The organism is Aquabacterium sp., from assembly GCF_021768455.1.
Taxonomy (GTDB): domain Bacteria; phylum Pseudomonadota; class Gammaproteobacteria; order Burkholderiales; family Burkholderiaceae_C; genus Aquabacterium.
Map to the genome: position 1 here is coordinate 1 of NZ_JAIZVX010000127.1, position 12,401 is coordinate 12,401.

The following is a 12,401-nucleotide window of genomic DNA, read 5'->3' on the forward strand; positions in this document are numbered from 1 at the left end:
GGCCACCTTCAGCCTGGGCGTACTGCAGGGCCTGGCGCGTTGCCCTGATCCCCAAGGCCCGGTGGGCCTCATGCCTGACCCCAGCCTGGCATCGCCCGCCAAACCTCGCCAGTGGCCGCTGCTGGCGCAGTTCGATTACCTCTCGACCGTGAGCGGCGGCGGCTACACCGGCGGCTTCTTCAGCAGCCTGTTCGTGAACGGCCGGCTCACGGGCGCGGCCCTGAGCGGCCATCCGGAATCCGACCCGGACACCGTGCGGACCGCCTACAGCGCCCTGCAGGACGATCCGCCCTCCCGCATCCACCGAGACACCCACTACCAGCCACGACACCCCGGGGCAGCGGCCCTGGCATGGCTGCGCGACAACGGCCGCTACCTGGCGCCAACCGGCACGGGCGACCTGCTCTACGGCCTGGCCGTGACCCTGCGCAACTGGTTCGCCACCCACTATGTCGTCGCCACCCTGCTGACGATGCTGATGGCCCTGACCCAGAGTGCCCGCTGGCTCCTGGCCTGGGCCTCGCCGTTTTATGCCGACATCGAACTGCAGATGCTGCACCACGGGCCGGTGATCGGCGGGGTGCACATCTGGCCTTCGCCACTGGGCCTGGGTGCGCTGGCCTGCGCGTTTCTGGCGCTCCTGCCTCTGGGCGTGGCCTTCTGGTACTCGCACCCCGGGGTGGCACACCCTGCACTCCAACGGCTGATGTGGGGCGAGCGCTGGGCCAACGGCCGGCCCGATGACGCACGCATCTACCTCAACCGTCCCCCCGTGGCCTTCAACCTGGCCTCCTTTCTGGGGCTGTGCGTCTCGGTGATGCTGGGAGGGCTGGCCTGGCTCCTGCCGCCCTCGGACCACGGTCTTCGCCCGCCCCTGCTCGCGGCCGCGGCCATGCCCTTCCTGGCCTGCCTGTATTTCGCGCGATCCGCGCGGTGCACGCAGGGCGAAACCGTGGCCGCGCAACGGGTCCACCTCACCAGAAGCCTGACCCACAGCCTGACCACCGTGCTCGCCCTGGGTGCCGCCACCCTCATCGCCACGCTGGGCCAGACCTTGTGGCTGCGCATGCTGACCCTGGGCGAGCAGCAGGTGGCCATCGCACCACTGGTCGTGGGCGGGGCGGTCTGGGGCATCCGCTGGGCCGTGAAAAACCTCAGTGACACCAAAGGCCTGCCATCGTGGCTGAGCAAGGTGCCCCTCTCGATGCTGGCGGGCGTGGCCGGTGCGCTGTTGTGGCTGACGGTGGCCGTGGGCCTCGAACTCTTGCTGCTCGGCATCCTGTGGCCCACCGAGGCGGCCGCCTTGCGCGCCTTCGCGCCGGACCTCGTCCCCGCCACGGACAGTGCCTTCGGCGCCCACACCTTCGCGGCCACGCTCGCGGCCCATGCCCTGCTGAGCTTCGGGGTGCTGCTGGTGCTGGTGCTCATCGTGGGTCGCTTCCCCGGCTACCTCAACCTCTCGACCTTTCAGAGCCTCTACAGCGCCCGCATCACGCGGGCCTACCTGGGCGCCACCAACTTCCTGCGCTTCGCCCCACCCGACGTGCTGCGCGCCAGCGGCGTGCCCGCAGACCAGGCCGAGGCCTTCACCCTGAAAGCGCGGGACGTGGCCGAACCCATGCGCGGCGACAGCCTGGACCTCGGCGAGGTGCACGCCAACCGGCTGGCCCCCATCCACCTGGTCAATGTGTGCCTGAACCAGAGCGTGAGCCCGGGCGAACAACTGGTGCAACGGGACCGCAAAGGCCGGCCGCTGACCCTCGCCCCGGGTGGCTTCTACCTCGACGGCAAGCCCTACCCCATGCCTCAGGCCCATCCCGGCTCGGAGTTGAGCGGGGCCCTGTCCTTTGGCGAATGGCTGGGCGTCTCGGGGGCGGCGTTCTCGACCGGGCTGGGGCGCCAGACGGGGCTGGGCATGTCCCTGGCGCTGGGCTTTGCCAACGTCCGGCTGGGCCGTTGGTGGCAAGGGCTGCCCCCCAACGCCGCCATGCAGCGGCGACTGGACGAGCACCCCATCCAGAGCCTGATCAGCCGCACCTTTCCGACGCAGGCCTACCTGCTGGACGAACTCAGAGGGCAGTTCTACGGCGACCATCGGCGCTACCAATACCTGTCTGACGGCGGCCACTTCGACAACACCGGGGTCTTCGAACTGCTGCGCCCTGCCCACGCCAGGGCCGTGCAGCTGATCGTCCTGACCGACTGCGGCGCCGACCCGCTCTACCAGTTCGAAGACCTGGCCAACCTGATCCGCCTGGTGCGCATCGACCACGGGCTGGAGATCGTCCTGAACCCGCAGGCAGGCCTGCCCCCGCCCCCGCCCCCGGCGTCCACGTCGGCGGCCAGCGAAGGCGGCCCACCGGGTCTGGGTCTGCACGAGGTGTTCGGTCGCCCGGAAGACTTTGCACCGGGGAAGCCGCGGTCAGGCCGCTGTGCCCTGCTGCTGGATGTGGTGCAGCCCGCACAGCAAAAGGACCTGGCGCATTCCGACGCCGACGAGCGCACCGACCAGGTCGTCGCCCGCATCGTGCTGCTCAAGCCCACCCTGCTGGCCGGAGCGAGCATCGACATCGCGCAGTACCAGGCCACGCACACGGCCTTCCCGCAGGAGACCACGATCGACCAGTTCTTCGACGAAGCCCAGTGGGAAAGCTACCGCAAGCTGGGCGTGCTCACCGCCCAGCGGGTGTTCCAGGGCGATGGCAGCGAAGCCTACCGCCAGGCCCTGTGGCGGGCCCTTCTGGGGTGAGGGGCTGAGAGGGTGAGGGGCTGAGCGCCCCCCAAAGGCTCAATCCAGCCCGCGCAGCCGCCGGTCTTCTTCGACCGTGAGCAGGTAGAGCTGCTCCACCTTCTCGCGCGCCCAGGGCGTCTTGCGCAGGAAGGTGAGGCTGGACTTCACGCTGGGGTCATGGCTGAAACAGCGCACCGGGATGCGCTCGGCCAGCCCCGCCCAGCCGTGGTAATCGGCCAGGCAGCTGACCATGTGCTCCAGCGTGACGCCGTGCAGGGGGTTGCGTGGCTGCGTGCTCAAACGCCGTGGTCCTTCAGCCAGTCGCGCGCCAGCTTGGCCGCGTAGGTGGCGGCCGTCTTGTCATAGCTGGGGCGGTAGTCGGCATTGAAGCCGTGGTCGACGTTCGGGAAGACCACGATCTCCGAGCCGCTGGCCGACTTGGCGATGGCGCCACGCATGCGGGCGATGGCATCGGGCTTCACGAAGGCGTCGGCGCCCGAGTACAGACCCAGCACCGGCACGGTCAGCTGTTCGCCGATCTCGATGGGGTCGTAGGGCTTGATCGGGCCCTTCATGCCTTCGAGCAGGCCGTAATAGGCCACGGCGGCCTTCAGCTTCGGGTTGTGCCTGGCGTAGAGCCAGGCGGTGCGACCGCCCCAGCAGAAGCCCACCAGGCCGACACGGCTGGCGTCGGCCCCCTGGGCCTTGGCGAAGGCCACGGCGGCGTCGAGGTCGGACATGACCTGGGCGTCGGGCACCTTGCTGACCACTTCCGACAGGATGGCGCCGATGTCGCTCATCTTCGAGACGTCACCCTGGCGGGCGAACATCTCGGGCGCGATGGCGTAGTAGCCCATCTTCGCGTAGCGGCGGGCCACGTCCTTGATGTGCTCGTGCACGCCAAAGATCTCCTGCACGACCAGGATCACCGGGTGCTTGCCTGCCTTGGCCGGACGGGCCACGTAAGCGGGGATCACGCCATCGGCCACGGGCAGCTTCACCTCGGCCACCGTCAGCCCCTGGGTGTCGGTCGTGATGGCCTGGGCCAGCACGGGGTTGGAGGCCACGGCAAAACCGCTGGCCAGCGAGGTCATGACAAAACCGCGACGCGAGAACCCGGCGCGTTCGGCGGCGGTGGTGGCCGGCACGGTCTCGGGGTTCTGGAAGTCGATGGGCTGGAGCCCGTAGTCCATGAGTTTCAAGGTGCGCTCTCCGTCAGGGTGTAGGAACAGGCCGACACGATAGCCGGATTGGGCCTCCCGCGGGCACACGGCGCACAATCCCACAATGAAAACACCCCCTCGCCTGCAGCCCCTCCTCGAAGAAGGCCTGATCGACACGGTCGTGCGCCAGCTGATGAGCGGCAAGGAAGCCATGGTCTTCGTGGTGCGCCAGGGCGAGCAGACCCTGTGCGCCAAGGTCTACAAGGAGGCCACGCACCGCAGCTTCCGCCAGGCCGTGGACTACACCGAGAACCGCAAGGTCAAGAACAGCCGCCAGGCCCGTGCCATGGCCAAGGGCACGAAGTTTGGCCGCGAATCCCAGGAAGCCGCCTGGCAGAGCGCCGAGGTTGACGCCCTCTACCGCCTGGCCGCCGCGGGCGTCCGTGTGCCCACGCCCTACCAGTTCATCGACGGCGTGCTGCTGATGGAGCTCGTGGCCGATGCCGAGGGCGACGCCGCCCCGCGCCTCAACGACGTGGTCTTCACGCCCGAGCAGGCCCAGGCCCACCACGCCACGCTGATCCAGGAGGTGGTGCGCATGCTGTGCGCCGGCGTCGTGCACGGCGACCTCTCGGAGTTCAACATCCTGCTGGCCGCCGACGGCCCCGTCATCATCGACCTGCCCCAGGCCGTGGACGCCGCCGGCAACAACCACGCGCAACGCATGCTGCTGCGCGACGTGACCAACCTGAAGGACTTCTTCGGCCAGTTCGCCCCGGCCCTGCTGGAGAGCGATTTCGGCCCCGAGATCTGGGCCCTGTACGAACGCGGCCTGCTGACCACCGACACGGTGCTCACCGGCCGCTTCCAGCGCGAAGACAGGCCGGTGAACCTGGGCGAGGTCATCCGCGAGATCGACGATGCCCGCGACGAAGAGGCCGCCAGGCGCCTGCGCCTGCAGCAGGCGGGCGGCTGAGGACGGGGCTCAGATCAGGCGGGCAGCAGCCCGTCGGCCTTGAGCAGGGTCTCCAGGCACTGGGCCTGGATGCCGTAGAAGGCCTTGATGTCTGCGATCTGCCGGATGACGACCTCGGGCGAGGTGGCCTTGGCGCGCTTGACGGCCAGGATCATCTTGTTCTTGTTGGTGTGCTCGAGCGAGATGAACTCGAAGACCTGGGTGTCGTAACCCGCGGCGTCGAGCAACAGGGCGCGCAGGCCATCGGTCAGCATCTCGGCCTCCTGGCCCAGGTGGATGCCGTGCTGAAGGATGGGCCGCAGCGGGTGCGGGCTCAGCAGCTGCGGGCGCACCTCCTTGTGGCAGCAGGGCGAGCACAGGATGATCTCGGCCCCGGCGCGGATGCCCAGGTGGATGGCATGGTCGGTGGCGATGTCGCAGGCGTGCAGGGCGATCACCACGTTCAGGTCGGCGGGGTGGTAATCGCGCACATCGCCCTGCTCGTAGTCCATGCCCTCCAGCTGGAGCTTGCCGATGACACGCTGGCAGAGCTGGACCAGGTCGTCGCGCAACTCCACACCGGTGACGCGCGCGTCGCGCTGCATGCTGTGGCGCAGCCAGTCGTGGATGGCGAAGGTGAGGTAGCCCTTGCCCGAACCGAAGTCGACCACGTGGATGCGCTCTTGTTCGGCCAGCGGCGAGCGCGCCAGGGCGGCCGCGAACACCTCGATGAACTTGTTGATCTGCTTCCACTTGCGAGACATGGCCGGGATCAGCTGCCCGGACGCATCGGTCACGCCCAGCTCGTGCAGGAAGGGGCGCGAGAGCTCGAGCAGGCGGTGCTTGGCGCGGTTGTGGCCACCGGCCAGGGCCTCGGCCATGCCTTCGGCGCTCACGGGGCCACGGCCTGCCGCCTCGGCATTCGAGGGCTTGCCCACGCGCACGCTGGCCTTGCCCTTCTTGCTGAAGGCCAGCTGCACCTCTTCCGAAGGCGTGTGCAGGTGGGCGTTGCGAAACGCCCCCGCGGCCAGCCAGCCGGCGATCAGGGCCAGGCCCTCTGCCAGCGGCAGGTTCTTGGTGATGTCTTTCGTGGGGTAGCGCAGCAGAAAGCTCAGTTGCGGCTGCCCCTTGAGCGCCACGGCCCGCACCATGATGCGCTGCACGCCCGCGCCGATCTCGTCGATCACCGGCTGGCCGCCCTGGTAGGCCACCAGCATCAGCTTGAGCAGGCGCTGGTCGGCCAGGGCCTGGCGCAGCAGGGCGTCGAAGCGGGTGAGGTGGGGGGCGTTGGGGTCGGTGGAAAGATCGGTCATAGCGGGCAGCATTGTGCGCCCGCCGTGGCCTCACTGGGTGAAGGGGAAGCCGATCGACACGCTCATCCACGGCTTGTTCTCGTACTTCCAGGTCGTGTCCCCGCCAATGCGGTCGTGGCCCAGGATGAAGCCGATCTGAAAGCTGTCGAAGCTCTTGAGCACGAGGCCGATGGATTTGGTGAAAGCGGCACGCACACCGGTGTCCGAGCGTTGGGCCGCGCTGGTGTCCGCGTTGTTGTCGTCCACGTTGACCAGAGAGATGCCCATGGAGGCGATGGGAATGAGCGACCAGCCTCGCCACTCGGTGACTTCATAGCCCACGAAGTAGCCCAGATTGCCCTCACCACTCAGCACCCGATCGGAAAACCGCCGCTTGAAGGGCACGAACAGCACCCCATGGACAAAGCCTGAGCGGCGGAAGCTGCCTTCGGCCAAGTTGGCACGCTCCACCACGTACATGCGATCGTCTTCGACCTTGCCCAAGGTCACAAACGCCTTGTAGGTGCAGGCATCACCGACCCCATAGGGCCGCACGACCAGTTCCTGTGCCGATGTGGACAGCACCTCCAGACGACTTTTCGCAGGCGCACACACGCCGGCGTCGTCCGTCGGGGTCTCTGCCGCGGCGGGGGCAACACCTTGTGGTGCCGCACTCAGCTTGCTTTCCAGACGCTTGAAACCCGCGACGTCCATTCGCAAACGCAAGGTGTCTCCTTGCTTGATGCTCGCCGGACTGCCCCCCGTGGGCGTCGATGGCGGTACGGCCGCCTGCGCCCAAACCGCTTGCCCTAGAACAATGCCCAGACACCCCACACACTGCTTGATCACGTCATTCATGTTGCCCTCCCCGGGCAGAATGGACCAGCGCGGCCGCACCCACGCTGGATGCCGGCGTCGTGCATGCGCGACCGGCTCGCTTCTTGTGTTCGTCACCCCGTAGTTTGAAAAAAGCCCTCCCTGCTTCACATCCTGAAATCTAGGGGGTCAGGCCAGGCGACACACCGCCAGCCACGCCCGGGCCGCATGGCTCATGTAACGCCCCTTGGCCCACACATGGGCCACGGCCCAGTCCAGCTCCCTGGCGGGCAGGGGGCGCACGAGCAGGTCGGCGGGCAATTTGAGGCGGTGCAGCAGGGGCTGGGGCAGGATGGCCGTGCCCATGCCGGCCTGGGCCATCGAGAGCAGGAAATCCCACTGGCCGCTCTCGGCCACCACCTCGGGCTGCACACCGGCCTGTTCCCAGCACTGCCGCAGGCGGCGGCTCAGCGCATATCCCTCGCTGAGCATCACGACCGGCTGGCCGTGCAGGGCCGCCAGGCCCGGGCGCTTGAGCCGGGCCCAGGCGACATCGGGCGTGGCGACCAGGCAGACGGGGTAACGCCCCATGGGCTCGGCCGCCAGCTGCAGGCCGGGTGACACGGGCAGGATGCTCACGCCCACCTCCAGCTCGCCCTCGGCCACCAGTCGCTCGATCACGTCGCCACCGGCCTCGCGCACCTGCAGGCGGATGCCCGGATGCGCCGCACGGAAGCGCTGGATCAGCGGCGAAAAGAACACATTGACCATGGGCGGGATGCCCACGGTGAGCTGGCCCCGGCTGAGCGCGGCCAGGTCATCGAGCTCGCGCTGCAGGCCCTGCACCACGGCCACCGCATCCAGCCCGCGCTCGAACACGACGCGGCCCGCATCGGTCAGCTGCACGCCCCGCGGGGCGCGGATCAGCAGGGGCTGACCGACCTCGGCCTCCAGCTGTCGCACCATCTTGCTGATGGTGGACTGGGTGACGTGCAAGGCCTCCGCCGCCTGCGTGAAGCTGTTGCGGCGCACGGTCTCGGTGAAGTAGCGCAGGGCACGCAGGTCCATGGCAAACCCATTCCTTGAACGACTGGAAGCCATGAATATTAGTCGCTTTACGAATGAAATGGGCCTGCCGATACTGCCGCTGGCACGCCAGGCCGGCACCCTCGATCGGCGCGTGCCGCCTTCACAGGAGACACCATGCACCCCGAGCGCATCCGCCTGGCCCGACTGCGGGACAAGGTCATGTCGGCCGAAGCCGCCGCCACCCTGATCCACGATGGCATGACCGTCGGCATGAGCGGTTTCACCCGCGCCGGCGACTGCAAGGCCCTGCCCTTCGCCCTGGCCGATCGGGCCCGGACCCACCCCTTCCAGATCACGCTGATGACGGGCGCCTCCCTGGGCCACGACGCCGACAAGGTCCTCAGCGATGCCGGCGTGACCGCGCGGCGCATGCCTTTTCAGGTGGACGCCAGCCTGCGCCAGCGCATCAACCGCGGCGAGGTGATGTTCCTGGACCAGCACCTGTCGGAGACGGTGGAGATGCTGCGCAACCGCCAGCTCCCCCCGGTGGACGTGGCCGTGATCGAGGCGACCTGCATCACCGAAGACGGCGCCATCGTGCCGACCACCTCGGTGGGCAACTCGGCCAGTTTCGCCATCCTGGCCAGGAAAGTGATCGTCGAGGTGAACCTGAGCATGCCGCTGGAACTCGAGGGCCTGCACGACATCTACATCCCCACCTACCGCCCGCACCGCCAGCCCATCCCGCTGGTCGGCGTGGACCAGCGCATCGGCACCACGGCCATCCCCATCGACCCGGACAAGATCGCGGCCATCGTCTTCACCGACCAGCCCGACAGCCCCTCGACCATCCTGCCGCCCGATGCCGAGACGGCCGCCATCGCCGACCACCTCAACGACTTCCTGATGCGCGAGGTCAAGGCCCAGCGCCTGGCTCCGTCGCTTCAGCCATTGCAGGCGGGCATCGGCAGCATCGCCAACGCCGTGCTGCACGGCCTGATCGACTCGCCCTTTGAAGACCTGCGCATGTACTCCGAGGTGCTGCAGGACAGCAGCATCGACCTGCTGGATTCGGGCCGCATGACCTTTGCCTCGGCCTCGTCGATGACGCTGTCGAAGGCCTGCTACGAGCGGGTGGTCCACCACATCGAGCGCTACAAGTCACGCCTGGTGCTGCGCCCGCAGGAGATCAGCAACCACCCCGAGGTGGTGCGCCGACTGGGCCTGATCACGATCAACACCGCGCTGGAATGCGACCTCTACGGCAACGTCAACTCGACACACGTCAACGGCACGCACATGATGAACGGCATCGGGGGCTCGGGGGACTTTGCGCGCAACGCCCACATGTCGGTCTTCGTGACCAAGTCGCTGGCCAAGGGGGGCGACATCTCCAGCATCGTGCCCATGGTCACGCACGTGGACCACACCGAGCACGATGTGGACGTGCTGGTGACCGAACACGGTCTGGCCGACCTGCGCGGCCTGGCACCACGCGAACGCGCTCGCGTGGTGATCGACCAGTGCGTGGACCCGCTCTACCGCGATCTGCTGAACGACTACTTCCGCGACGCCTGCCGCCGTGGCGGGCACACGCCCCACCTGCTGGAAGCGGCCTTTGCCTGGCACACGCGGTACCGAGAAACGGGCTCGATGCGCGAACACGAAGGCGTGCTGGCCGACTGAAAGCCGCCGCTTCAGGCCCAGGGCATCACAGGCTCAAAAGCTGAGCCTGGCTTCCAGCTGCAGGATGCGGCCGCGCGCATCAAAGTAACGCTGGTCGAAGCCGGTGGACGTGCCCTGGTAGGCCCCGCCCTGGCTGAGCGACAGAGGCGGTTTCGTGTCGGCCACATTGACCACGCTGGCGGTGATCTGCACGGCCCGGCTGATTTGCCAGCTGCTCTGCCAATCCCACAGCACCTGCCCCGGCACCTTGATGCGCACGTTGTCGTAGGTGCCCGTGGGCGCACCGTTGGCATCGAGCCGCTCCAGGCTCACGGCCTGGTCGAGGTAGCCCGACTGGTAGCGGGTGGTGAGGGTGTGCGACCAGGCCCCACGCACCAGGGTGTTGCGCCAGCTGGCGCGCCATTTGAGCGTGGCACCGCCCTGCTCGCCGTTGCCGATGGCGCTGAACCAGGGGCCGCCTGCGTAGGCACGGGCGTCTTCGCGCAGCAGGGTGCTGAGCAGCAGGCGGCTTTCCAGCAGGCCGATGCGCGCACCGCGGCGCACGCTGGCGTCCACGTCGATGCCGGTGGACATGAGGCGACCCAGGTTCTGCGGGCGGCCATTGAGCGCCAGGGCAGGGCCGCTGCCGTCGTCGGCGGTGGTCCAGGCACCGGGCACGGCCGACGGGTCGGCCAGCACGGTGGTGGCGCTCGGCACACCGATGCGGTCGCGGATGTGCACGGCCCAGAGGTCCAGCCCCAGGCTGTGGCCCGGCAGGGGTTCCAGGCGCAGGCCGATGCTGCCTTGCACCGAGCGCTCGGGCTTGAGCTCAGGGTTGCCGCCCTGCAGGCGCGCCAGCGTGACGGTGTCGCCCAGGGTGCAGGGCGACAGGCCCAGGGCCTGCGCCTGGGCTTGCAGCGCCTCGGTACAGGTGGCGCTGGCGAAGGCACTGCCTTGCGACGGCGCGCTCAGCTGGTTGAGCGTGGGCGCCCGAAAACCGGTGCCCAGCGAGGCCCGCGCCAGCAGGCTGGGCTGCAGCTGCCAGCGCACCTGGGTTTTGCCGGTGAGGGCACTGCCCACGCGGCTGTCGTGGTCGGCACGCACGGCGGCGCCCAACTCCAGGGCCTGGCTCAAGGGCGCCGTCCATTCGCTGAAGGCCGCCAGCACGCGGCGCGAGGCCTGGTTGCCCACCACGGGCGAGGCGGCGTCGGCAGCCAGGTCGCCCCCCAGGCCCTGGGCGTAGGCACTGGGCGAGAAACCGAGGGACTCGTGTCGGGCCTCCAGGCCCAGGGCCCAGCGCAGTTCGCCCCCAGGCAGGGTGGCGACGGCGCGGCTGGCCTGCCCTTGCCAGGCATACAGGCGCGACAGGCTGTTGACCCAGGCGCCGTCGTAACGGGCCTGCTGGATGGCGGCCAGGGCGGCGGCCGAAGGCGTGGCTGCGAAGGGGTCGAGCACACCCGAGTCGACCAGGCTTTGGGCGGCCGCCTGGCCAATGGACCCGCCCACCCGGCTGTCCACATGGTGGACCGAAGCCTTGAGGCCGGATTGCCAGGACCAGCCCGCGTGCCGTCCTTCCAGGCGCAGGCCCAGGTCGCCCAGGGTGCGGGTGTCGTCGGTGAGGCGGCGGCCAAGGGCATCGAAGCGGTAGAGCGCAAACCCGGGCGCATAGGCCTCGTACAGGCCCAGGGTGTCGGGGTAGGCGGCGTACAGCGGCGAGCCGGCATTGACGGTGAGCACCGCCGGCATGGGCGCGGTGCGGGCACGCACCCGGTGGCGGGACAGCAGCAGGTCGGCCGCCCAGCGCTGGCCCGGCGCCACCTCGCGGGTGTAGCTGGCCATGAGGCTGTGCTGGTCTTCTTCGGGCACCAGGTCGATCTGAGCCGAGAGGTTGCTCAGGCAGGCGCTGACCTGGTCCCAGGTCTGGCCCGCTGGGCAGGCGCCCTGGGCCAGCAGCGCGGGGTTGAGGAAGCCGTAGAAGTTGCCCGGGGCGGCATAGAGTGCGGCGAAGGAGACCGGGTCGTCGATGTAGCGGTAGGCCTGCCCGCCTTGCTGCACGGTGCGCACCGAGCGGTTGGCAAAGGACCGGTCGGCCCCGCGCAAGGCACTGCGGTGAGTGGCCTGCACCGACAGGCTGAGGTTCTGCCCGGTTTCGGCCAGGTTGCCGATGCCCTTGTAGGCGCTCAGGCGCCACTCGCGGGCGCCGCCCCGCGGGCTGCTGAAGCCCACGGTGGCCTCGTTGCCGTCGTCTTCGCGGCGGGTGATGAGGTTGACGACGCCGCCCAGGGCGTCGGCGCCATAGAGGGCCGAGGCGCCGTCGCGCAGCACCTCGATGCGCTCGATCATGGCCAGGGGGATGTGGCCGACGTCCACCCCGCTGAAAGCCCCGCTGGGCGACTGCCCGGCAAACGGTGCCAGGCGCTGGCCATTGAGCAGGATGAGGGTGTAGGCGTCGCCCAGGTCGTGCAGGGAGACGCCGCTGTAGCCGTGTGTTTCGGTGCCGACGACGGTGGACAGGGGCACGCCGCCTTGCGCAAAGGGCAGGCCCTGCAGCAACTCGGTGGTGCTGCGGGCGCCACTGCGTTCGATGTCGGCACGGGTGAGCACGGTGAGCGGCAGGGTGGACGCGACCTCGGGGCGGGCGATGGCGGTGCCCGTCACGCTGACGTCGGGCAGCACGGCCTGGGCCGCCGCGAACCTCGGCCCGCAAGCCAGGACGCACAGGAGGGCAGCCTGGGCCACCGCGCGCAGCG

The 12,401-nt window shown here is 69.0% G+C and carries 9 protein-coding genes; 3 read left to right on the forward strand and 6 right to left on the reverse strand.

Going from position 1 to position 12,401, the window contains the following annotated elements:
- Nucleotides 1-2,749, forward strand: a 2,749-nt coding sequence (locus tag QZ994_RS15125) for a hypothetical protein (RefSeq protein ID WP_290873405.1), incomplete at its 5' end; no start/stop codon positions are given.
- 39 nt (nt 2,750-2,788) lie between these two features.
- Here QZ994_RS15125 and QZ994_RS15130 read toward each other — a convergent pair.
- Nucleotides 2,789-3,031 carry a VF530 family DNA-binding protein gene (locus tag QZ994_RS15130; protein WP_367172329.1) on the reverse strand — a complete coding sequence of 81 codons (243 nt, stop codon included), beginning with the start codon at nt 3,029-3,031 and terminating at the stop codon, nt 2,789-2,791.
- The gene (locus QZ994_RS15135; RefSeq protein ID WP_290873429.1) at nt 3,028-3,924 is read right to left on the reverse strand and encodes a dienelactone hydrolase family protein; all 897 of its coding nucleotides are present in this window, start codon (nt 3,922-3,924) and stop codon (nt 3,028-3,030) included. The genes QZ994_RS15130 and QZ994_RS15135 overlap by 4 nt, the downstream gene beginning before the upstream one ends.
- Before the next feature lie 94 nt (nt 3,925-4,018).
- Here QZ994_RS15135 and QZ994_RS15140 point away from each other — a divergent pair, with 94 nt between their 5' ends.
- Nucleotides 4,019-4,870 carry a PA4780 family RIO1-like protein kinase gene (locus QZ994_RS15140; RefSeq protein ID WP_290873408.1) on the forward strand — a complete coding sequence of 284 codons (852 nt, stop codon included), beginning with the start codon at nt 4,019-4,021 and terminating at the stop codon, nt 4,868-4,870.
- A gap of 14 nt (nt 4,871-4,884) precedes the next feature.
- Here the strand turns inward: QZ994_RS15140 and QZ994_RS15145 are convergent, their stop codons facing one another.
- The 3 genes from QZ994_RS15145 to QZ994_RS15155 form a co-directional block, all read right to left on the reverse strand.
- Nucleotides 4,885-6,162 (reverse strand): SAM-dependent methyltransferase, encoded by a 1,278-nt coding sequence (locus tag QZ994_RS15145; RefSeq protein WP_290873411.1) that lies wholly within the window; start codon nt 6,160-6,162, stop codon nt 4,885-4,887.
- Between the two features lie 30 nt (nt 6,163-6,192).
- Nucleotides 6,193-6,867, reverse strand: coding sequence for a hypothetical protein (locus QZ994_RS15150; protein ID WP_290873414.1), 675 nt, complete (start codon nt 6,865-6,867; stop codon nt 6,193-6,195).
- 279 nt (nt 6,868-7,146) lie between these two features.
- Complete coding sequence (locus QZ994_RS15155) at nt 7,147-8,025, reverse strand: LysR family transcriptional regulator (RefSeq protein ID WP_290873417.1); 879 nt, start codon at nt 8,023-8,025, stop codon at nt 7,147-7,149.
- A gap of 135 nt (nt 8,026-8,160) precedes the next feature.
- Between QZ994_RS15155 and QZ994_RS15160 the strand changes: the two genes are divergently transcribed.
- Complete coding sequence (locus tag QZ994_RS15160) at nt 8,161-9,672, forward strand: acetyl-CoA hydrolase/transferase family protein (protein WP_290873420.1); 1,512 nt, start codon at nt 8,161-8,163, stop codon at nt 9,670-9,672.
- A gap of 33 nt (nt 9,673-9,705) precedes the next feature.
- Here the strand turns inward: QZ994_RS15160 and QZ994_RS15165 are convergent.
- Nucleotides 9,706-12,401: TonB-dependent siderophore receptor (locus QZ994_RS15165; RefSeq protein ID WP_290873423.1), on the reverse strand; the 2,696-nt coding region annotated here is incomplete at its 5' end.

Excerpts from the sequence above, each read along its gene's own strand:
- QZ994_RS15135 (WP_290873429.1), bottom strand. The coding sequence starts at position 3,924 with ATGGACTACGGGCTCCAGCCCATCGACTTCCAGAACCCCGAGACCGTG.
- QZ994_RS15140 (WP_290873408.1), top strand. The coding sequence starts at position 4,019 with ATGAAAACACCCCCTCGCCTGCAGCCCCTCCTCGAAGAAGGCCTGATC.
- QZ994_RS15145 (WP_290873411.1), bottom strand. The coding sequence starts at position 6,162 with ATGACCGATCTTTCCACCGACCCCAACGCCCCCCACCTCACCCGCTTC.
- QZ994_RS15155 (WP_290873417.1), bottom strand. The coding sequence starts at position 8,025 with ATGGACCTGCGTGCCCTGCGCTACTTCACCGAGACCGTGCGCCGCAAC.
- QZ994_RS15160 (WP_290873420.1), top strand. The coding sequence starts at position 8,161 with ATGCACCCCGAGCGCATCCGCCTGGCCCGACTGCGGGACAAGGTCATG.